Here is a 21,085-nt window from a genome sequence, read left to right as displayed (position 1 = left end):
TCGTGGCAGAGAAAACTGGGAGGATTCTTGCCACGAATTGCACGAATTGACACGAAGGCAGAAGCTCGATTTGTGCAAATTCGTGTAATTCGTGGCAGAGAAAGCTGGGCGGATCTTTGCCACGAATTGCATGAATTGACACGAATCAAGGCTGACTGACCAGCGATTCGGCGAAACAAGCCACGTGGGGTAAAATGGCAGGGGCAAAGTGCAAAACGACATTCGACAATCGAGAAGGGATGGATGAGATGAGTGAACCGGCGACGACGACGCAGTTGGTTGAGGAGAGTGTGGTGCAGTTTGCGGAACACCTGGCCGCGGACAGTCCTGCGCCGGGGGGCGGTAGTGCGGCGGCGCTGGCCGGCGCGTTGGCGGCCAGCCTGACCGGCATGGTCGGCCGGTTGACTACGGGACGCGCCAAGTTTGCCGAGGTGGATGCCACCATGCGCGCCATCGCAACCCAGGCGGATGCGCAGCGCGCCGCTTTGTTGACGTTGGTTGATGCTGACGCGGCGGCGTTCGAGGAGGTGATGGCGGCCTTCCGTTGGCCCAGGGCAAGCGCAGAGCAGAAAGCCGCGCGCAGCACCGCCATCCAAGCGGCCTACAAGGGCGCCATTGCCGTCCCGCTGCAAACACTGACCGCGGCCGTGGACCTGCTGCGCCTGCTCGTCATCGTGACCGAGATCGGCAATCCCAACGCCATTACCGATGGCGGCGTTGGCGCGCTGCTGGCCGAGGCGGCCGCCCAGGGCGCGGCGCTCAACGTACGCGTCAATCTCAGCGCGCTGCAGGATGCCGATCTTGTCGCCGCCACCGCCGCGCAGGTGGATGAACTGCTGGCGCAGGCGGCGCAGTTGCGCGGCCAAGCCCTGACGCAGGTACTGCAGAGGTTGTCTGCTTGACGCGCACGACAGCGGCGGGAGACCGGCTGCCACCTGCTGGCCGTGTTTTCCTGCTCTATTTTGTCCTGACCCTGGCGCTGACCTTCCCGCTGATTTTGCACCTGGACGCTGCTATCCCTGGCGATGGCTTCGATGGCTGGCAGAACTACTGGAACTTCTGGTGGTTGCGGCAGAGCCTGGTCGAGCTGCCGCGTGATCCGTTTGTCACGGATCTGCTGTACCATCCCACCGGCGTCAGCCTCTATTTCCACACCCTCAACCCGTTCAACGGCCTTGTGACGCTGCCGCTGCAAGTGGCCGGTAATTTGTTCCTGGCCTACAATGGCGCTGTCCTGTTGGCCTTTGCCACCGGCGGCCTGGGCGCGTACCTGCTGACCCTGGCGATCTTTGCGCACGACTCAGCCCCCAAATCCAGGAAACAACGCCTGTTCTGGCCCGCTTTCATTGCCGGGCTGATCTTCACCTTTGCGCCCTATCATCTGGCGCACCTGCTCGGCCACATGCAGTTGATCGCGCTGCAATGGATCCCCTTCTATGTGCTCTACCTGGGGCGTGGGCTGCAACGCGCCCGCCGCGGCGCCCTCACCCGCGCTGACCTGCTCAAGCCTGGCCTCTTCCTGATCCTGGTTGGCTTGTGCGACTGGTACTACGTCCTCTACTGCCTGCTCTTCACCGTCCTGGCTCTGCTGGCCGCTTGGTTCGCGCTGTGGCGTGCGCCTGGCCGGCACGCTGAGGCTCCTGTGACCGCCCTGCGCTTGCTTGCCGTGCCGCTGGCGGCCGGCTTGCTGTTCGCCTTGTTTCTGATCCCGTTGTGGCTGCCGATGCTGCGTGAGGCGCGCAACGCCAGCTTCATGGTGCCGCTGCGCAGCGAAGCGGTGCGCTTGTCGGCCGATCTGTTGGGCTTTGTCATCCCCCAAGGTTTTCACCCGCTGTGGGGGCAAGCCGTGCGCGCCTGGGCTGATCGCACCTTCACCAGCAGCTTCAGCGAGTACAGCATCTTTGCCGGCTTCGTGCCGCTGCTGTTGGCCGTTGCCGGCGTCGGGTCGAACTGGCGACAGGCCCGCTTCTGGCTGCTGATTGCGCTCGTGTTTGCCATTTTGGCCCTCGGCCCGGTGCTGCACATCGCCGGCCACAGCGACCTTCTGCCCGGCGGAGGCACGTTGCCCCTGCCGCACGCCTGGCTCTACGATCATGTGCCCTTCATGCGCATCGCGCGCAGCGTCAGCCGCTTCGATGTGATGGTAATGCTGGCCCTGGGCCTGCTCGCCAGCCGTGGGGTCATGGCGCTCCAGGCACGCTTGCCCCGTGCGCAACGCTGGCTGGGGCCGCTGTTGGCCGCGCTCGTTCTGTTTGAATTTTGGCCCGCGCCCTACCCGCTGTCGCCGCCGGACACCCCGGCCTGGTACAACACCCTGGCGCAGACGCCCGGTCACGGCGCAGTGCTCAACCTGCCCATGAACTGGGATCGTCCCGGTTATCTGCTCTATCAGACCGTGCATGGCCGCCCGCTGACCGTTGGCTATATCAGCCGCGATGACCCGCGCACGCTGACGACGCGCGCGCCAGTTCTGCAGGGCCTGCGTGCGTTGGGGCCAGACATTCTGGATGTTGATTTGACGCGTGTTGGCCCCAGCGTCCTCAGTTGGCTCGATGTGGATTTTGTGGTGCTCGATTTTTACAAGATGCCGGGCGAACGGGAGCGGGCGCCGACCGTGGCGATGGCCGAGGCGCTGTTTGCGCAGGCTGCGCCCGTGTATGCAGACGAACGGCTGCGCGTCTACCAGGTGACGCGGCCGGCGGCGCCGGCGCCGTTTCCGGTGTTGGGCGCCGGTTGGGGCGAACGCACGCTGATGGGCGACCAGGTGTGGCGGGAGATAGCGCCCACCGCCACCCTGCACGTGATGCATGGGGCCAGCGCCGCGGCCATGCACATCAGCATCAGCGGCCCCGACGGCGCAACCCTGCGGATCATGGGGCCGGATGGCGGCGTGGTCGGCCAGGCGCTGCTATCAACCACCTGGCAGACCATGACCGTCCCCCTGGCGCTGACGGGCGCTGCCGTCCTGACCCTGCAACATGACGCCGTGGATGGGGTGCGCGTGCGGCGATTGGCGCTGGAGGCTCGCCCGTAGCACGCATCACCACGGCTGCTCATGCCGCGGCCGCGCCGATCATCAGGCGGCGGATTCGGCGCTGGGCGTCTCCAGCTCGTCGAAAGCGCGCATCAGATCGGTATGGCTGATGATGCCGACCAGGCGCCCGTGTTCCATCACCGGTATCGGGTTGGCGTTTTTTTCCACCATCAGGGTGGCCACCTCTTCCAGGTCAGTATCGGGATGGCAGGTCTTGACCGGCGTTGACATGATGTCGCGCGCGGTGGTGCCCAGGATGCGGCGCACAATCTCCTGATACTCACGTTGACCACCGAGCGGAATTTGGGCGTCAAGCAAGGGGAGGTAGCGCGGGTAGTGCGGCCGGGCATGGCGGGCAATCAGGTCAACTTCTTTGACAATGCCTACGAGCGTGTCCCCCTCGAAGACCGGAACACCGCTGATGGCCACGGTGCGCAGGATGCGCGCAATATCGGCGATGGGCGTGCTCGCCTGAACAATGACAACATTGGTTGTCATAACGTCGCGGGCTTGCATGATGTCCTCCTTGTGTGTGGTTGTTGCATCTATCAGACCGCGATTCACTATGAGTATGATACCAATCAATTGTGATTTGTGCAAGGTCACTGGGCGAGGCGCGGCGCTCTGCTGCAAGCGGGCACAAATTGCGCCTGTTTCCTTGGGCGGAAAAGTGGGGCCTATTCCCGCTTGCAGTCTATTTGCAGGCGGCTTGACAAAAGGCGTATCGGCGGGTACGATGAACGCGAAGGAAACACCGATGCGACGAACAGGACTCTGGATGGCTTGCCTGCTGGCTCTGTTGCTGGCCGGCTGTGCCAATGAGCAAAAGACAGCTACCCCGGACCCCGCGCCGACGCTGACGCTGACACCGGCGCCAACGGCCACGCTCAGCGCGGCCGCGGCGCAGGAGAACCTGGCGCTGACTCCTGCACTGGAGCTGGCGCCCGATGTCGAGGCGGCGATGGCGGCCATGGATCGCCTGGCGAGCTATCGCACCTACACCCGCTACGATTTCAGCGAGAAAGTCAGCGCCAGCGCGGTCGCTTCCGGCACGATCAGCATCACGGTGGAGTATGTGCGCCAACCGCAGGAAGCGCAGCGAGTTTTGATGGAAGGCACCGGGCAGGGCGCCGAGGATGGCGCGGCAGGGCGGATGGAGACCATCCGCATTGGCGACACCACCTGGACCAACCTGGGTGACGACAACTGGATTCAGACCAGTGAGGAGACAGGCACGCCTTTTCAGTCGGCCGGCCTCATCTACGACACACCGGAGCTGTTGGTCAGCGTCAGCGCGGCGCGCCGTCTGGGCAGCGAGATCATCAACGGCCTGGAAGCAGAGCATTACGCGTTCGACAAGCGCCAGTTGAACATTGTCAACGTCGGCGACATGGATGAGGCCCGCGGCGAGTTTTGGATCGCGGCCGACGGCGGCTTCATCGTGCGCTATCGCCTGGAAGCGCATGGCCGTGATATCGAGCTGAGCGAAGGCCAGCGCGGTGAAGGCGCCATTGCGCTGGCCTTCGATGTGCTGGCAAGCAACCAGCCGCTCACTATCGTACCGCCGCCAGTGGAACTGGGGCCGCCGGGCTTTACCGCCGGCGGGTTTCCCCTGCCACCCGGTACCCGCACCACCTTGACCAGCCGCAACTTTTCTTCGTTCCTTGCCAACCAGTCACCCGCCGATGTAGTGGCCTTCTACAAGGACAAGCTGCCGGTCACAGGCTGGAGCCTGCTGCCCGCTGAGGGATTTGCCTCCGGCGAGATCACCAGTTTGGTGTATCAAAAGGGCAGCGACAAGATTGCCATCAGTATCACGATTGATCAGGACAGCGGTCAGACGCAGATCCTGGTCTCGGTTGAAGCCGCGCCGTAGCGGCGTTCTGCCAGCAGGCGCTAATGACTTGCAAAAGTTGCGCTTGCCTGGTAAAGTATCCGACAAAGGAGGTCGGTCGTGCCAATGATGTCACCGCGCCGCACCAAACATCGCGTCCCTCTCGGGTCGAGCCGCTGCGCATCCCAGCCTGCAGGCTGCCAGTATCGTGCTGGCGGCGCTCATTTTGGAATTAATGTCGTGTTTCGGCTTGAACGATAGAGGAGACGCAAATGACAACTCAGACACAAGATTCGACAACGATGGCGCCCGCGCGAGAGTATCCGCATGTGTTGCCGGGGCCGCAGTCAGCTATGTTTGTGGCGCGCGACCATATGGCGCTGTCGCCATCATACACCCGATCCTACCCCTTCGTCATTGATCACGGTCGCGGGGCCGAGGTGTGGGATGTAGACGGCAACCGTTTCATTGATTTCAACGCCGGTATTGCCGTGAACGCCACGGGCCATTGTCACCCAAAGGTGGTGGAGGCAATCAAGGCGCAGGCGGACAAGTTCCTGCACTATTCGGGCACCGATTTCTATTACCCTGTGCAGATTGAACTGGCTGAGAAGCTGACGCAGTTGGTGCCGATTGCAGAGCCTTCACTGGTGTTCTTTACGAACTCCGGCGCGGAGGCGGTGGAAGCGGCCCTCAAGTTGGCGCGTTACACCACCGGCCGCCAACGCTTTCTGGCGTTTCGCGGCGCGTTTCACGGCCGCACGATGGGCGCGTTGTCATTGACCGCTTCGAAGTACGTGCAGCGTCGGGGCTTTGCGCCCCTGATGCCGGGCGTGGAGCATGTGGATTACGGCTACTGCTATCGCTGCCCGGTCAACTTGACCTATCCGGGCTGCGGTATCGAGTGTGTGCGGCGCATTGAAACTGAGGTTTTCCGCACGAATGTGCCACCGCAAGAGGTGGCCGCCATTTTCATGGAGCCGGTGCAGGGCGAGGGCGGCTATGTGGTTCCGCCGCTGGAATGGATGCAGGCGCTGCGCGCGCTGTGTGACAAATACGGCATCCTTCTGGTGGCCGATGAGGTGCAGAGCGGTTTTGGACGCACGGGCAAGATGTTCGCCATGGAGCATTTTGGCGTGGAGCCTGACATCATCTGCCTGGCGAAGGGGATCGCCAGCGGATTGCCGTTGGGAGCCATGGTGGCGCGCAAGCGCCTGATGACCTGGCCGCCGGGGGCACATGCCAGCACGTTTGGCGGCAACCCCCTGTCGTGCGCGGCGGCCCTGGCCACGATTCAGTTGATCGAAGATGAGTTCATGGAGAATAGCCGCGTGCAGGGCGAGTACCTGAAGGCGCGTCTGCAGGAGATGGCCGGGCGTCATCCGACGATCGGGGATGTGCGTGGCCTGGGCTTGATGGTGGGCGCAGAACTGGTCAACGATAAGCTCACTAAGGAGCGCTTCGGAGAACTGCGCAACGAGTTGGTAGATCAGTGTTACTTCCATGGTCTGCTCATCCTCGGCTGTGGCCCCAACACGATTCGCTTTGCGCCGCCGCTGATGATCCCGCGTGACCTGATTGATGAGGGTCTGATCATCTTCGAGCGGGTGTTGAGCGAACTCGAGGAAGTGCATGAATTGGCGTGACGCCGATATACTGCAAGCGGGCACGAATTGCGCCTGTTTCCGTAGGCGGAAAAGTGAAGTCTATTCCCGCTTGCAGCATAGTAAGAGTTCGTAGAAATATGACGTTGCAGAGTGCGAGCGAATCAAGAAAGGACGGACTGAATGAACCATAATCACGATCACGATCACGACACGACGATCACGATCACGACCAGGACGACGAGGGTATGGAGATCATCGTGCTAAGCGATGAGGACGGCAATGAACAGGAATTTGTCCTGGTGGAGGTCATCACGGTGGCCGGCAGCGACTATGCGGTGCTGACACCGCTGGATGACGACGAAGCCGATGATGAGGAAGAGGAAGACGACGAGGACAAGGACGAAGACGAGGACTCGGAGACGCCTTTGATGATTCTACGCATCGAAAAAGAGGGCGACGAAGAGGTTCTGGTCGAGATCGAAGACGAAGCGGAGTTCGAACAGGTGGTGGCGGCCTGGGAAGAAAAGGCTGAGTAGGATCGGAGCATACACCGGGTTTCGGGCAGAGACCCGGTGTGTGCTTTTTCATCACCGCTCGCCGTGGACAGCCATGCCCTTGAGAATTTTCGAAGGAGAACCTTTCATGCAGGAACCCATACAGAATCGGTCGCAGGATCATCAATTCATGTCCACCATCGCGTCGGCGCCGCACGCAGGTGGTCGCCTGCGCAGAGAGGTCAGAGGGGTTAATTTAACTGCCATGACCCTCATCGCCGGGCTGTTTCTGCTGCTGGCGGGGCGACCCGTGGCCGCACAGGTCGCGCCAGGCGGCTGCCGGGAGCTTGTGGTCAATGGGGGTTTCGAGGCAGCTACCCTGGCTCCCTGGCAGGAATCCTCGGCGGCAGGTTTTCCATTGCTCGATGGCTTTTTTGTTCACAGCGGCAGTCAAAGCGCCTGGTTGGGCGGATACACGAACGCCAGCGACTACCTGACGCAGACGCTGACGCTGCCGGCCGCCGCCACCCAGGCCGCGCTGCAACTGTGGGTGCAGATTGACACCACGGAAGCGAACAATGCCGCGGCCCTTGACATCTTCACTGTGGAGATCAAGGACGCGGCGGGTAATCTGCTGGGCACTGTGGCCAGCCTGAGCAACCAGGACCACAGCGCGGCCTGGAGCCTGCGCACCTACAATGTGCTGGCGTATGCGGGTCAGACTGTGCAGTTGGTCCTGCACGGCGCCGGCAGCGTGGATAACAACATCACCGATTTTCATGTGGACGACATCAGCCTGGCCGTGTGCGCCGCCGATCAGAAGATTTTCCTGCCGTGGCTGCGCAAGTAAGAGGGCGCCAGCGAATCCAACAGTCGCCGTGATCGAGGATCGCCCGGCGCCGGGCGATTTCGGCACGCCTCTGCTGCCAATGAAAAAGACGCCGGGTGATTCACCCGGCGTCTTTTTCATTTTTTCTTATACTGGCTGGGGGATAGGGACTCGAACCCCAACACGCAGATCCAGAATCTGCTGTCCTGCCAATTAGACGATCCCCCACTACGATGACAACGAGGGAATTTTAGCACAAGGGCCGTGCTGTGACAAATCTACGGGGCGCGTGAACCAGATCCTGGCCGATCAGGCAAAGCGCCCCAGGAACGCTTCACAGACGGTGACGAACTGAATGGGGGTCTCCTGCATCGGATAGTGGCCGGAGTTGGACATGACGTGCAGCTCGGCGTTGGGCAGCCACTGCATGACGGTAGCCTGCACGAACGCGGTCGGCACGCCGCCATCAAACTCGCCGGTCATCGCCAGAAATGGCGTCTGGCAGCCGGGCATGTCCGCGGCAAAATCCTCGCCTGCCCACATCGTGAAGTAGTCGCGGAAGGCCTCTGGCGTGGTGGTGCGCAGCGACTCGCGAATCATGTGCTGTTCCCAGACCGACGTATTGCGGTTGCCGGTGGTGACCATGCAGATGATGCCGCGGTTGGCCGGGATTTCCCAGGCGGTGGAGAAGAGCTGGTGACCGCCCGCGTCCAGTTCGATGCGACAGGCAGGCACGGGGCAGACGCCCACGACCGCCTTGAGGCGATCGCCATGATGGGCGCACAGGTACTGCGCCACTTTGCCCATCATCGAATGACCGATGAAATGGAACTTGTCCCAGCCCAGCGCCGCGGCCAGGGCGACGACATCGCCCGCCACTTCCGCGTTGGTGTGCTGGCCGGCGATGTCCATCGAACCGCCGTAGCCGCGCGGGTCGGCGAAGCAATAGGTGAACTTGTCCTGATCCAGCAGATGCTGAATCGGTTGGAATACGCCGCGATCGCCGAGCCAGCCACCCAAAACGATGACTTTTTCGGCGCCGCTGCCGATCACTTCGTGTGCGAGAATCGCTGCTGTGGTCATGTTGAAACTCCTGATAGAAAATAGTTCAAGGCGGCCAATTTCGCCAGTGCCACGTCGAGGCGACGCAGGACGGTGGTTGCGCCCAGCGCCTTCATGCTGGTGAACAGCGGCGGCGTCACCGGTTTGCCGCTGATGGCGATGCGCAGAATGCCAAACAACTGCCCGGCGCTGAGGTGCAGGGTTTCTGCCAGGCCGCGCAGGGTGGATTCGACATGCTCTGGGTCCTGCAGGTCGCCCAGGCTGACGAGCGCGGCGCGTGTGGCGCTGAGCGCCTGCTGCGAAGCGGCCGCGTCGAGCTTCTTAGCGATGAGCAGTTTGCTGTCGTAAGCGGGCAGCGCTTCGATCAGAGCAAAGTCCAGCATAGCGGCAGCCTCAGAGAGCGTCTTGATGCGCTCTTGCACATCCACCAGCAGGATGTCGAGCACGGGGTTTTCGGCCAACGTCGCGGCATCCAGGTTGAGCGCCGCGGCCAGGAAGGGAATCAGGCGGCGCTTGAGTTCGGCCGGCGCCAGGTTGCGCACGTAGACGCCGTTGAGCCACTCCAGCTTGCCATAGGGCAGCGCGGCCGGCGCGGCGTTGATGCCGGTCAGATCAAAGCCGGCGATGGCTTCCTCTTTGGTGAAGACCTCGCGGTCGCCGCCCATGGACCAGCCAACGTTGGTGAGCAGGTTGAAGACGGCTTCGGGCAGGTAGCCTTCGCTGCGCAGCTTCGACGAAGACCGGGTATTCCTTATCGCCCACGCGCACCTTGCGTTTGCTCATCTTGCCCTTGCCGCTGGGGTCGAGAATGACCGGCAGATGGGCCATGACCGGGATTTCCAGCCAAAGGCCTGGTAGAGCAGGACGTGGCGGGAGGACGCGATCCACTCATCCGCGCAGGATGTGGCTGATTTCCATGAAGTGGTCGTCCACCACCACCGCCAGGTGATAGGTGGGCAGGCCATCGGACTTGAGTAGCACCACGTCATCCAGGGTGCTGTTGCTGAAGATCATCTCGCCGCGCACGGCATCGTGAACCGCGGTGTCGCCTGTCCGCGGCGTGGCGAAGCGCACGATGAAGGGCGCGCCCGCGGCCTCGATGGCGCTCCGTTCGGCCGCGCTGAGGTGGCGGCAGTGGCGATCATAGCCGGGCGGTTGCTTGTTGGCTGTCTGCTCGGCGCGCATCGCTTCCAGGCGTTCCGCGCTGCAATAACAGTGGTAGGCGTGCCCGTTGTCCACCAGCCAGTTGGCCCACTGCTGATAGAGAGCGGCGCGTTCGGTCTGCGTGTAGGGGCCATAGGGGGCCGCCCACATCGGGGCCTTCATCCCAATCGAGGCCGAGCCAGCGCAGGTTGGTCATCAGGTCTTGCACCGAATCGGCCACGAAGCGCTTCTGGTCGGTGTCCTCGATGCGCAGGATGAACTGGCCGCCGTGGTGGCGGGCAAAGAGATAGTTGAACAGCGCCGAGCGGGCGCCGCCGATATGTAAATAGCCGGTGGGGCTGGGGGCAAAGCGCACACGAACAGCACGATCGGTCATACAGAACATTCCTCCCTGAGAAATCAGAAAGCGATTGTAGCATAGACAAGGCCCGTGGCAAGTTTTTGATGCTGCCGGGGCGTTTCTATCTCAACACTCCATCCCCCTGACCTTGCCCGTTTGCCCGGCCTCGTTTACAATGAAAGTGCAACACTGTTCAGGCATCCTGCGCCGACTACAGCCGCCGAATGAATTCGGGGCGCAAGGGCGTGCCGCCGCAAGGTCGGCCTGCGCCGACCAGGATTGCGTCCACGCAGGTGGACGCCCGCGTCACGCCCATCAGGCGCGATTTCAATCGCTTGCTTGCGACGGCGCACCGCCTGAGCAGTTACTGGTCGTGAACCTAGCTGACGGAGAACTGTTATGCAAAACCTGTCTCACCTGCTGGCCGGAATTCCCCCTTCGGCCACGGTTGCCATTTCGGATAAGGCACGGGCGCTGAAGGCGCAGGGCCGCGATATCATCGCGCTGGCCGGCGGCGATCCTGATTTCAAGACGCCGCAGCACATCATTGACGCCGCGGTCAAGGCGATGAACGCCGGCGACACCAACTACCCGCCCGCAGGGTAAACCCAAGCTGCTGGAAGCCATCGCGGCCAAGCTGGAACGCGAGAACCGCGCCAAGGTCAACCCGGCCAGATCATCGTCACCCCGGCGGCAAATGGGCGCTCTATCTCGCCATCGCTGCCCTGGTCAACCCCGGCGATGAGATCATGATCCTGGAACCGGCCTGGGTCAGCTATGATCCCATTGTCACCGTCAACGGCGCGGCGCCGGTGCATGTCAGCCTGCCCAGCGACCAGAATTTCCTGGTGACAGAAGAGATTCTGCGCCGGCACCCTGTCGCCCAGGACCAAAGCGATCATGGTCAACAGCCCCAGCAACCCGACCGGCCGGGTGCTGACACGGCCCGAAATTGACGCCATCGTCGCGGTGGCGAACGCGGCCGATCTCTATGTCATCAGCGATGAGATTTATGAGTACCTGCTGTTCGACGGCGCGCTGCATTACTCATTGGCGGCTGAGCCGGGCATGGCCGCGCGCACGATCACGGTCAACGGCTTCAGCAAGGCCTTTGCCATGACCGGCTGGCGCCTGGGCTGGCTGGCCGCGCCACAGCCCATCGTCAAGCTGGCGATGAAATTGCAGACGCACAGCGTCACGTCCGCGGCCTCGTTTGTCATGGCCGCGGGGATCGCGGCGCTCAACGGCCCGCAGGACTGTATCCAGGAAATGGTTGCCTCCTATGCCGCGCCGGCGCTTCATGCTGGACGCGCTGGAGGAGATTCCAGGCATCGCGTGCGCGCCCATCGAAGGCGCGTTCTACCTGTTTCCACCTTCCCAAACACCGCTCTGAACAGCGCGCAGGTGGCCGATGCCCTGCTGGAAAAGGCTGATATCGCCTGCACCCCCGGCATCGAGTTCGGCGCGGCCGGCGAAGGGCATGTGCGCTTCAGCATCGCCACCGCCATGAGCGACCTGGAACGCGCGGTGGAACGGTTGGCGCGCGTGGCGCCGGGGCTGTAGGTTGGAGAGTGGAGAGTGGAGATTCGGGCAGATTGCACAAAGGAGCGGGGCGCCGGTTTGGATAGTTCTGTTGTGAATGCACAAATGGTCGAAAACAGCTTTTGTACAGGCTGAACGTGGCAAGTTGGCCCGTGATCAGATAACCTCCCTGCGTTGTGCGTGAACACGCACCTGATTCGCAGGGAGGATTTTTTGTGCGATGAAAGAGAAACTGTTTCGTTTTGGGGTGCGCGTATCCGCGCTCCTGGCCACTCTGGGGATTTTTAGCATGCTGGCGCCCCGTGTCTTTGCCGGCGATGGCATTGATCCGCTCAATGATCCTGCGATCGGCCTCAATGTGATGTGGATGCTGATCGCCGGTTTTCTGGTCTTCTTCATGCAGGCGGCTTTGCCCTGGTGGAGGCTGGTTTCACCCGCGCCAAAAATGTGGCGCACACGATGATGATGAACATCATGGTGTTCTGCATCGGCGCCCTGGGCTACTGGCTGACCGGCTTCGCCTTGCAGTTTGGCGCGGTCAACTTCACCTATCCGGCCGTCGGCGCGGCGGCCGCCTGGGCGCACTCCCCCACAACCCTGGGCGACATGGCGGGGCTGTTGGGCACGCCGCTGCTGCGTTTCGGCCAGGTGGGCCTGCTGGGCGGCAGCGGTTTCATGCTCATGGGCGTCGGCGCCAACGTGTGCGTGCTCTCCTTCTTCCTCTTCCAGATGGTCTTCATGGACACCGCGGCCACCATCCCCACTGGCTCGATGGCCGAACGCCTGAAGTTCAGCGGTTTCGTCCTGATGAGCCTCTGGATCAGCATGTTCATCTATCCGCTGGTCGGCGGCTGGGTGTGGGGCGGCGGCTGGCTGCAAAACCTGGGCCGCTTTGCCGGGCTGGGCAACGGCGCGGTGGATTTCGCTGGCTCTGGCGTGGTTCACATGATCGGGGCACTCTGGCGCTGGTGGGCGCGATCGTCATCGGCCCGCGCATCGGCCGCTTCAACAAGGATGGCAGCGCCAACGCCATGCCGGGTCACAACATTCCAATGGGGATTCTGGGCACGATCATCCTTTTCTTCGGCTGGTTTGGCTTCAACCCCGGCTCATCGCTGGCCTTCATGGGCGCAGGCCGCGTGCTGGCGGTCAACGCGGCGATCAACACCCTGCTGGCCGGCGCGGCCGGTGGCGTAGCCGCCATGACCCTGATGTGGCTGGTGGGGCCAAGCAAGAAGCCAGATCCGGGTCTCTCGGTCAACGGTGTCCTGGCCGGCCTGGTTGCCATCACGGCATCGTGCGCCTTCGTTGACTCACCGGCCGCCGTGTTGATCGGCCTCATCGCCGGTGTGCTGGTGTGCGCTGTGACCTTCGGCCTGGAGAAGCTGCAGATTGATGATCCGGTGGGCGCTGTGCCCGTCCACTTTGCCAACGGCCTGTGGGGCGTGCTGGCGGTGGGCATTTTCGCCAATGGCAACCCTTTCACCGATGGCTGGAACGGCGTGGCCGGCCCAGTGCGCGGTCTCTCTACGGCAGCCCGAGATAGATAGTGGCGCAGGGGTTGGAAGCGGTCTCGGTGATTGTGGTTGTGGGCGGGCTGTCCTACGCCTTCTTCAAAGGTGTTGAACGCTTCAAGCTGCTGCGCAGCGAGCCGGCGCATGAGCTGCACGGTCTTGACCTGCCGGAGATGGGCGTGCCCGGCTACACCAACGTGGACGTACTTGATGCCTGGCGGCAACTTCCGCACCCTGCGGCCCGCCATCCGCCCGGCGGCGGCCTGGCAGGCAAGTAGGCTGAGCGCCATATCCAGCGGCTGGCGCGGGCGCAGGCAAAGAGCAAAGGACAGGCTGATGACAAAGAAAATCGGAAGCGATCATTCGCGAAGAAGCACTGAACGATGTCATGGACGCGCGCTGCGCGATCGGCATCACGGGCATGAACGTCATCGAGGTGCGGGCATGGTCGCCAGGGCGGCATTGAGCTTTCCTGGCGCGGCACCTCCTACCACATGGACTTGCTGCCCAAGGCGCAGGTCAACATCGTGCTGAGCGATCACAACGTGGAGAAGACCATCGAAGCGATCATGGCCGCGGCCCGTACCGGCAAGGAGGGCGACGGACTGATCTTCATCTATCCGGTGGATGACGTGGTGCGCATCCGCACCGGCGAGCGCGGGCGCGAGGCGCTGATGTATCCAGATGACATTGACACCCGCCGCGGCGTCAGGAACGGTCGCTAAGCAGCCTGACGGCGCAGCGCAGAAGCTGGACAGGATTTACAGGATGAACAGGATGCCGCGGTTCATCCCGTGAATCCTGTCTTTTTGTCCGGATTCCCGAAGCCGCGCACAGACCGGCCTTTGCCTTGCCGTTGACCTCATGCTATACTGCAAGCGGGGATAGACTTCACTTTTTGGAGAGATTTTCTTGATGACGCGGCCTTTGATTTTGCTGACTAACGATGATGGGATTCATTCGCCGGGCCTGATGGCGGCGATCGAGGCGGTGCATGATCTGGCCGATTTGGTGGTGGTGGCGCCGAAGGATCAGCAAAGCGCCATGGGGCGCAGCCTGCCTGGCGGCATCAGCGGCGCCATTTTTGTGGAAGAGCTACGTCTGAACGGCGACCGTCTGCCGGCCTACTCAGTGCCTGGCTCTCCGGCTCAAGCGGTTCTCTATGGCCTGCACGAAGTCTGCCGCCAGCAGCGTCCGGACCTGGTCATCTCCGGCATCAACTATGGCGAGAACCTGGGCACCAGCGTGATGGTTTCGGGCACGGTGGGAGCGGCTTTACAGGCGGCGGATATGGGCGTGCCCGCGCTGGCAATTTCGCTGGAGACCGATCCCGCCTACCATGCTCGTTTCGGTTACGACGTTGATTGGCGCACGGCGGTGCATTTTGCCCGCTGGTTGGCAGGCCTGGCGCTCTCCAGCCCTTCCCGCCTGACGTGGATGTGCTCAAGATGGACATTCCCGCAGCCGCCACGCCGCAGACGCCCTGGCGTCTGACGCGGCAGCCGCTTGCCCTATTACGAGACGATCCTGAGTGATCGCCTGCGCTTCGAGGACGAGGTGCGTTTGCCCTATCAGATCAAGATTGACCGGGCGCCTGGAGTCCGATTCTGACATCTACGCGTTGTGGTGGATCACATCGTGTCGGTGACACCGCTCAGCCTTGACATGAGCCACGCACCCTGCTCAGCCAGTTCGCGGCACAGCTAGGGTCGTAGCATGCGCCGCGCATAGCGCCCCGCCCAGGCGCGCAGCGGGCGCATGCGGGTGATCAGCCGGGGCGGCGCCGCGGCCGGCCGCATTTGCCCCTGCGCCTGGTATCCCGCATCGAAGGCCAGGCCAGCCACATCATCGGCCGCCTGCGCGCGCCCCAATGCTCGCGCCGCGTCGGTGTAGCGTCGCCACTCCTGCGGTCCTGCACCAACCAGCGCCTGAGCGTGCGCACAACCTCGGCCGAGGTCGGCGCCCACACGGCGCCATGCTCCACCACATGCTCCACATTGCCGGTCTCCTGGCCCTGAATTGCGCTGTGCAGAATGATTGGCAGCCCCGCGGCCAGCGCCTCGCTCACCGAAAGGCCGCCGGCTTTGGTCAAGACGATGTCCGAGGCATGCATCAGCGTGGGCACCTCGCGCGTAAAGCCGTAGATGTGGGTGGGATTGCGCCAGGCCACGGCGCAGATGCTCTTCCAATTCTTCGTTACGACCGACGACCACAACCAACTGCGCAGGCAGGCAGGCTGCATCAATTGCAGCCGCCAGGTCGGCCATGACCGATGCCTGCGCCGCCGCTCATCAGCAGAATGGCCGGCGTATCGGCCTCCCAGCCCAACTCCGCTCGCAACGTGCTGGCCGGGGCCGTCGGTTGACCAAAGCGCCGATCCACAGGGATGCCGGCGATCACGATATGCGCGTCGTCCATGCCGCAGGTGAGGGCTTTGCGCCGCACGACCTCCGACGACACCACGCAAAGCGTATCGTGCGGCGAGAACCAAACTGCATGGACGGTGGAACCGAGGTCGGTGATGACGGTGATATGTGGAATCGGGCGGCCCAGGCGGGGCTGGCTGCGCCACTGCCTCGCTGTAGAGCATGTAAACCGAAACCACCACATCGGGTTGCCAGCGCACCAGCAGCCGCGTCATGGTACGCGTCAGCAGCAAGCGCGCCGACAGGCTGAAGATCGCGGCCGAAAGCGGTGAATCAGTGGCCTCGTGCTGCAACTGGTAGAGGGTGGGCGTGGCCTGCACCCGGTTGAGGTAATTTTCCTCGGCCAAACGGAACGCCATCGGTGCATGAGGCTCGTGCAGCGGATTGACAATCGCAGTGACGACACGGTCGCCATAGCGAGCGCGCAACGCTCCATCCAGCGCGTTAGCGGCGCTGCGGTGCCCCGCGCCTGCATCCGCGGTCAAGATGAGAATCCGTACCGATTGCGATTCAGTCATAGTTACCTGCCCGTGACGATGCTCAACACGAAATCGAGTTTGATGGTACTGTTATCGCACGGGGCCGAAAATTTGTCAAGCAGCGGGGCGGAGATTGGAGATTGGAGATTGGAGATTGGAGATCGCCTGGTGGCGGGTGAACTTGGCAGCAGGGGATGCCATGTGCTATGATTGGCCTATGATGAAAGACCTTGTTTGGACATGCAGGCCCGCCCGATCGTGGAGCGGATCGGGCTACGAGATGAAAGCCCGGCCTGGCGCCGCGACGATGATTGCCGGTATGGTGCTGGCGGCCGGGCGTTCCTCGCGCATGGGCCGGCTCAAGCCACTGCTGCCGTGGGGCCAGAAAACGGTCATCGAGCAGGTGGTGACCACCCTGCTGACCGCGCCATTGGCGGATCTGCTGGTGGTGACCGGGTACGAGCATGAGGCGCTGGCGGCCGTGCTGCAAGGCTATCCGCTACGTGTCGTTTTCAACCCCGATCACGCCGCCGGCGAGATGATTTCATCCATCCAGGTGGGGCTGCGCGCCCTGGGGCCAACGGTGAACGCGGCGCTGATTGCGGTGGGGGATCAGCCGCGCATCCAGGCGGGCACCATCGCCGCCGTGATTGCGGCCTGGCGCGATGGCCCGCCGCAGCGCATCATCATTCCCAGCTACCAGATGCGGCGCGGGCATCCCATCTGTTTACCGCGTGCGGTATGGCCGGCCGTGCTGGCGCTGAGCTGGCAAGACAGCCTGCGCTCCCTCTGGACCTCGCTGGCTGGACAGATCGAGCATATCACGTTGGACAGCCCGACGATTTTGAGCGACATGGATACCCCGGACGATTATCTGCGGGAGGTAGGCGCAAGCGCAACCGATGGACACGATTTATCACCGACTGAACGACCTGCTTGACCAGGGCGAAACCGTGGCCCTGGCGACCATCACCGAGGTGCGGGGATCGGTGCCGCGTGAGGTGGGGGCCAAGATGATTGTTCATCCGCTGGGCCAGCACGTGGGCACGATTGGCGGCGGCTGCGGCGAGGCCGATGTCATCCGCGCGGCGCTGGATGTGATCCAAACCGGCGAACCGCAGAATATCCATGTGGATCTGACCGAGGACATCTCCATGCAGAGCCTGGGCGTCTGCGGCGGCATCATGAATGTCTTCATTGAACGTTGGGGCCAATGACCGATCCGATTCTCACGGCACTGCTTGCCTCTCTCGACGACAAACGCGGCGTGGCCCTTGTCACCGTGATCGCTGCGGCCGGGCCGTACCAGGCCAGCCAGGGGCGCCGGGCATTGGTCTGGCGAGATCAACCACCGCTGGGCGACCTGGGCCTGGGTGAGCTGGACGCGCGCGTCCTGACTGATGCGGCCGCTGTGCTGAGCGGTAAGCAGCACCGCACCCTGGACTACAGCCAGGAGATGGGCGCGACGCTGCGTGTCTTCGTGGAGGTGCAGCGCCAGCCGCCGCATCTGGTCATCGTGGGCGCGGGCCACATCGCCGTGCCGCTGGCCAGCCTGGGGAGTTTGTGCGGATTCACCGTCACTGTGCTGGACGACCGGCCGCAGTTTGCCAACCGTCAGCGTTTTGCGCAGGCCGACCAGGTTCTGGCCGCGCCGCTGCGCGAGACGGTGCATGCCATGCTGACCGATGGTCGCCTGGACAAGGACTCCTACATCGTCCTGGTCACGCGCGGCCATCAGTACGACATTGATTGCCTGCTCGAAGTACTGGACGCGCCGCTGGCCTACATCGGCATGATCGGTTCGCAGCGTCGGGTGAGCGCCGTCTTCCAGCTTCTCAACCAGGAGCAGGGCATCCCGCCAGAGAAATTCAGCCGCATCTACGCGCCCATCGGCCTGGACATTGGCGCGCGCACCCCTGCAGAAATTGCCGTCTGCATCATGGCCGAAATGATCAACGTCCTGCGCAGCGGGCCCGCGCGTTCACTGGCCGCTGCCCGCCGCGCCCGGGACGAACAGCGCCGCCTGCGGGCAACCGCCTGAATCGCGTCGGTGGCTGCAAGCCTGTCCCCCGCCTTCCGATCCCGATGTACGGCCAGCTATGTGTACGACGGCGACGGCAACCGGGTCAAGGAGACCATCGGCCCGACTTTCGGCCACGAATTGACACGAAAGAATCCTGGAATTCGTGTCAATTCGTGGCAGAGAAAGCGGGGCGGATTTTTGCCACATAGAACACAAAGAGCGCAAAGACGCCGCCAATCTGCGAATCTCCTGCCGTTGCTTTGTGTTCTATGCGTTCCTTGTGGTCGAACGTCTGCCCAATTCGGAATTGCTGCGCCCAAATTTTGCCTCTTGACAGATCGCCGCGCGTGGTATGCTGTGACCAGCCACAAGCCTGCCCCCGCCTTCCGGAGTCGTCTCGCCGTCGGAAGTCCCTGGCGTGAGTTCTCTCCCGGCTGCGACCTCCTTCAGCAGTCAGGAAAATGTCCCTGACCCCGTCCGTTTCGTTTGCTGCACGAAAGGAGTCTGTGGTCATGTTACGCCGCTCTTCTATTTTCTCTTTTCTATCTACTGCTTTCTCTCCTCTCTCCTCCCGACATTCTACTCGCGGCCGGCTCGCGCCGCGCCTGTCGTCGTTGGTTCATCTGTTGGTGGTGTGCAGTCTGCTCTTTTCCACGGCGGCGGCGGCTACCCCCCCCCCAGATAAATACCGCTACTAAACTCATGTCCCCTGATCCCAATTTCGATCTCATTTCCGATCCCGATGCGACGCCCGCGCCTGCGGTCGTGCAGTTGACGCTGGCTGCGGCGCCGCCACAGGTGGAGCCGGCGGGCGTTGTCACCTACACGGTGGTCATCACCAACACCCTGGCCGACCGCGACTTGAGCGGACTGGTGGTGAGCGACACCCTGCCGCTGGAGCTGGCCTACTGGCCGGCCGGGAGGGGATTTCAGCTACCTGGAAACCGAGCGCCGGCTGGAGTGGGCCATTGGCCAACTGGCCGCGGGCACCACGCTGACCGGCACGTTTCAGGCGCAGGCGCTGGGCGCGGTCAGCGGGCAGGTCATCACGAACACGGTCGCCATCGTGGGCGAGGAGGTGGGCGCAGGGGTGGCGGCCAGTGCGGCGATCACGATCACCGCGGCGCCCTGCCTGGGCGAGGACTGTGCGCCAACGCCGACGGCCGAGCCGCCGACGGCCACGCCGACGGTCGAGCCGCCGCCCTGCCAGGACGAGGAGTGTACGCCAACGCCGACGGCCGAGCCGCCGACCGCCACACCGACGGCGACGGTCGAGCCGCCGCTTTGCCAGGACGAGGAGTGTACGCCAACGCCGACGGCGACTTGACACCGACGGCCACACCGACGCCGACGGCCACCGCCGTCCTGTCATGACCAGGAATGCACGCCGACGCCGACGCCTGGGCCGGATGAGGTGTGGCTGACGCCGGGCGAGGGCGGGGTGCTGGTCAGTGCGGATGGGCGGGTGCAGGTGGAAGTACCACCGGGCGCGGTGAGCCAACCAACGCAACTGCGCTACCGCAGCCTGCCTGCAGCCCCCGCCGACGGTCTGATAGCGGTCTTCGCCCTGAAGCAACGCCGCCGGACGGGAGACTTCGGCCAGCCGGTCAGTCTGAGGGTGCGCATAACGGCAGCGGAGGCTCGCGTGGGTTGGAAGAGTGCGGCTGCTGACCTGGGATGAGCAGGCGGGGGATTGGCGTGCATCGAGGACCACTGGCCGAGCCGGCGACCGGCAGCCTGGCAACCACGGTGTTCAGCGCGGGCGTGTATGCTGCGGCCAGCAGCGGCCCAACCTACGGCGTGACGATCTTGCCCAGCCTGAAGGCGTTCACCAGCGACCTGTGGAGCGGCGCCGCGAGCGTGGGCTACGACCTGGACGTGCCTGCCGGGCCGGCCGGGCTGGGAGGGGGACTACGACTGGCCGACAACAGTCAGGGCAGCAACATTCTGGGGCAGGTGGCCGGCAGCGCGTACCAGGCGCAGGCGTCGTGGGTGGGTCTGGGTTGGGACCTGGCGGGCATCGGCAGCATCAGCCGGCCGCTGGGCAAGACCGGGCCGTACAACCTGAGCTTCGGCGGCGGCGCGTTCGAGATCAAGCAAAGCGGCGGGGTCTTGACCACCGACCCACAGGGGTTTCTGAAAATCGAGCACAGCGACGGCCTGGCCTGGAACACCCAGCCGTGGACGGTGCGCACACCGGATGGCATGAAGTACACGTTTGGCAACCCGGCCGGGGGCGTGGGCGGTGGCACGGCGTATGAAGCGTTCTGGACGGGATGGGGCCAGGGCTGCGGCGTGCGCGCGACGCAGTGGGGTCTGACGCGCATCGAAGACCCGGCGGGTAACCGTTGGGACATCGCCTGGGCGCACGAAACCAAGGGGGTGAGCAACGGCTGCACGGGGAATGCGGGGCAGTACACGCGTGCCAGTTACCCGGAGACGCTGACACTGACCCCGAAAAACGGCGCGGCGACGGTGCGGGTGCGGCTGGTGCGGGAGCCGCGCAATGACAAGAACGTCTGCAAATACAGCGATCCCTACCAGATCAGCTCGTTTGGCGACGGCCGGCTGAAACAGGTCTTCGTCGAGGCCTATACGGCGGCTGGCGCCTGGCAGCTGGTGCGGCGCTACGACCTGGGCTACACCTACGACAGCACCACGTTGGGCTGCGGTACGGATCCCGGGCGGGCAATCATTCGCTGCTGACCTCGATCACGCAGTACGGCTCCAACGGCGA

Annotated in this window: 23 protein-coding genes, 1 tRNA gene and 2 pseudogenes; 19 read left to right on the top strand and 7 right to left on the bottom strand. The window is 63.4% G+C overall.

Annotated features, from left to right (window positions below; genetic code table 11):
• The first annotated feature begins 248 nt into the window (after positions 1–248).
• Positions 249–902: a cyclodeaminase/cyclohydrolase family protein gene (locus IPM84_21610; protein MBK9095303.1), complete on the top strand. Its 654-nt coding sequence runs from the start codon at positions 249–251 to the stop codon at positions 900–902.
• Positions 899–3,034: a hypothetical protein gene (locus IPM84_21605; protein ID MBK9095302.1), complete on the top strand. Its 2,136-nt coding sequence runs from the start codon at positions 899–901 to the stop codon at positions 3,032–3,034. Before IPM84_21610 ends, IPM84_21605 begins: the two co-directional genes overlap by 4 nt.
• 42 nt (positions 3,035–3,076) lie before the next feature.
• Here IPM84_21605 and IPM84_21600 read toward each other — a convergent pair whose 3' ends face one another.
• Positions 3,077–3,550: a CBS domain-containing protein gene (locus tag IPM84_21600; GenBank protein ID MBK9095301.1), complete on the bottom strand. Its 474-nt coding sequence runs from the start codon at positions 3,548–3,550 to the stop codon at positions 3,077–3,079.
• A gap of 241 nt (positions 3,551–3,791) precedes the next feature.
• Between IPM84_21600 and IPM84_21595 the strand changes: the two genes are divergently transcribed.
• The 4 genes from IPM84_21595 to IPM84_21580 all read left to right on the top strand — a co-directional run bounded on the left by IPM84_21595 (position 3,792) and on the right by IPM84_21580 (position 7,819).
• Positions 3,792–4,910, top strand: a complete 1,119-nt coding sequence (locus tag IPM84_21595) for a hypothetical protein (GenBank protein MBK9095300.1) — start codon at positions 3,792–3,794, stop codon at positions 4,908–4,910.
• A gap of 260 nt (positions 4,911–5,170) precedes the next feature.
• Positions 5,171–6,514, top strand: a complete 1,344-nt coding sequence (locus tag IPM84_21590; protein ID MBK9095299.1) for an acetyl ornithine aminotransferase family protein — start codon at positions 5,171–5,173, stop codon at positions 6,512–6,514.
• 206 nt (positions 6,515–6,720) lie between these two features.
• Entirely contained in the window at positions 6,721–7,011 is a 291-nt protein-coding gene (locus IPM84_21585; GenBank protein ID MBK9095298.1) for a DUF1292 domain-containing protein, read from the top strand.
• Between the two features lie 106 nt (positions 7,012–7,117).
• Positions 7,118–7,819: a hypothetical protein gene (locus IPM84_21580; GenBank protein MBK9095297.1), complete on the top strand. Its 702-nt coding sequence runs from the start codon at positions 7,118–7,120 to the stop codon at positions 7,817–7,819.
• A gap of 132 nt (positions 7,820–7,951) precedes the next feature.
• Here IPM84_21580 and IPM84_21575 read toward each other — a convergent pair.
• The 5 genes from IPM84_21575 to IPM84_21555 form a co-directional block, all read right to left on the bottom strand.
• Positions 7,952–8,026: transfer RNA gene (locus tag IPM84_21575), tRNA-Gln, on the bottom strand.
• A gap of 81 nt (positions 8,027–8,107) precedes the next feature.
• Complete coding sequence (locus IPM84_21570) at positions 8,108–8,881, bottom strand: alpha/beta hydrolase (GenBank protein ID MBK9095296.1); 774 nt, start codon at positions 8,879–8,881, stop codon at positions 8,108–8,110.
• Complete coding sequence (locus IPM84_21565) at positions 8,878–9,615, bottom strand: hypothetical protein (protein ID MBK9095295.1); 738 nt, start codon at positions 9,613–9,615, stop codon at positions 8,878–8,880. Before IPM84_21565 ends, IPM84_21570 begins: the two co-directional genes overlap by 4 nt.
• 133 nt (positions 9,616–9,748) lie before the next feature.
• Entirely contained in the window at positions 9,749–10,045 is a 297-nt protein-coding gene (locus tag IPM84_21560) for a hypothetical protein (protein MBK9095294.1), read from the bottom strand.
• Complete coding sequence (locus IPM84_21555) at positions 10,002–10,400, bottom strand: hypothetical protein (protein MBK9095293.1); 399 nt, start codon at positions 10,398–10,400, stop codon at positions 10,002–10,004. The genes IPM84_21560 and IPM84_21555 overlap by 44 nt, the downstream gene beginning before the upstream one ends.
• A gap of 363 nt (positions 10,401–10,763) precedes the next feature.
• Here IPM84_21555 and IPM84_21550 point away from each other — a divergent pair.
• The 7 genes and pseudogenes from IPM84_21550 to surE all read left to right on the top strand — a co-directional run bounded on the left by IPM84_21550 (position 10,764) and on the right by surE (position 14,914).
• Positions 10,764–11,927: pseudogene (locus IPM84_21550) on the top strand (pyridoxal phosphate-dependent aminotransferase).
• A 199-nt stretch (positions 11,928–12,126) separates the two neighbouring features.
• A complete protein-coding gene (locus IPM84_21545) occupies positions 12,127–12,369 on the top strand; it encodes a hypothetical protein (GenBank protein ID MBK9095292.1) in 243 nt (80 codons plus the stop codon).
• Positions 12,366–13,103 (top strand): hypothetical protein, encoded by a 738-nt coding sequence (locus tag IPM84_21540; GenBank protein ID MBK9095291.1) that lies wholly within the window; start codon positions 12,366–12,368, stop codon positions 13,101–13,103. The genes IPM84_21545 and IPM84_21540 overlap by 4 nt, the downstream gene beginning before the upstream one ends.
• Complete coding sequence (locus IPM84_21535; GenBank protein MBK9095290.1) at positions 13,046–13,456, top strand: ammonium transporter; 411 nt, start codon at positions 13,046–13,048, stop codon at positions 13,454–13,456. Before IPM84_21540 ends, IPM84_21535 begins: the two co-directional genes overlap by 58 nt.
• Positions 13,456–13,698: an ammonium transporter gene (locus IPM84_21530; GenBank protein ID MBK9095289.1), complete on the top strand. Its 243-nt coding sequence runs from the start codon at positions 13,456–13,458 to the stop codon at positions 13,696–13,698. Before IPM84_21535 ends, IPM84_21530 begins: the two co-directional genes overlap by 1 nt.
• 110 nt (positions 13,699–13,808) lie before the next feature.
• A pseudogene (locus IPM84_21525) lies at positions 13,809–14,145 on the top strand (P-II family nitrogen regulator).
• A 190-nt stretch (positions 14,146–14,335) separates the two neighbouring features.
• Positions 14,336–14,914, top strand: coding sequence for a 5'/3'-nucleotidase SurE (surE, locus tag IPM84_21520; protein MBK9095288.1), 579 nt, complete (start codon positions 14,336–14,338; stop codon positions 14,912–14,914).
• Between the two features lie 274 nt (positions 14,915–15,188).
• Here the strand turns inward: surE and IPM84_21515 are convergent, their stop codons facing one another.
• A complete protein-coding gene (locus tag IPM84_21515; protein ID MBK9095287.1) occupies positions 15,189–16,364 on the bottom strand; it encodes a hypothetical protein in 1,176 nt (391 codons plus the stop codon).
• A gap of 178 nt (positions 16,365–16,542) precedes the next feature.
• Between IPM84_21515 and IPM84_21510 the strand changes: the two genes are divergently transcribed.
• The 6 genes from IPM84_21510 to IPM84_21485 all read left to right on the top strand — a co-directional run bounded on the left by IPM84_21510 (position 16,543) and on the right by IPM84_21485 (position 21,054).
• The gene (locus IPM84_21510) at positions 16,543–17,265 is read left to right on the top strand and encodes a nucleotidyltransferase family protein (GenBank protein ID MBK9095286.1); all 723 of its coding nucleotides are present in this window, start codon (positions 16,543–16,545) and stop codon (positions 17,263–17,265) included.
• Positions 17,228–17,542, top strand: a complete 315-nt coding sequence (locus IPM84_21505) for an XdhC family protein (protein ID MBK9095285.1) — start codon at positions 17,228–17,230, stop codon at positions 17,540–17,542. The genes IPM84_21510 and IPM84_21505 overlap by 38 nt, the downstream gene beginning before the upstream one ends.
• Positions 17,539–18,366 carry an XdhC family protein gene (locus tag IPM84_21500; protein ID MBK9095284.1) on the top strand — a complete coding sequence of 276 codons (828 nt, stop codon included), beginning with the start codon at positions 17,539–17,541 and terminating at the stop codon, positions 18,364–18,366. Before IPM84_21505 ends, IPM84_21500 begins: the two co-directional genes overlap by 4 nt.
• Before the next feature lie 684 nt (positions 18,367–19,050).
• On the top strand, positions 19,051–19,722 hold the full coding sequence (locus tag IPM84_21495) for a DUF11 domain-containing protein (protein MBK9095283.1): 672 nt from the start codon (positions 19,051–19,053) through the stop codon (positions 19,720–19,722).
• 40 nt (positions 19,723–19,762) lie between these two features.
• Positions 19,763–20,029, top strand: coding sequence for a hypothetical protein (locus IPM84_21490; GenBank protein ID MBK9095282.1), 267 nt, complete (start codon positions 19,763–19,765; stop codon positions 20,027–20,029).
• Positions 20,030–20,046: 17 nt separating this feature from the next.
• Positions 20,047–21,054 (top strand): hypothetical protein, encoded by a 1,008-nt coding sequence (locus tag IPM84_21485; GenBank protein MBK9095281.1) that lies wholly within the window; start codon positions 20,047–20,049, stop codon positions 21,052–21,054.
• The last annotated feature ends 31 nt before the right edge of the window (positions 21,055–21,085 follow it).

Origin of the sequence: Candidatus Amarolinea dominans (assembly GCA_016719785.1) — a bacterium.
Taxonomy (GTDB): domain Bacteria; phylum Chloroflexota; class Anaerolineae; order SSC4; family Amarolineaceae; genus Amarolinea; species Amarolinea dominans.
This window is presented reverse-complemented; position numbering and strand designations above follow the sequence as displayed.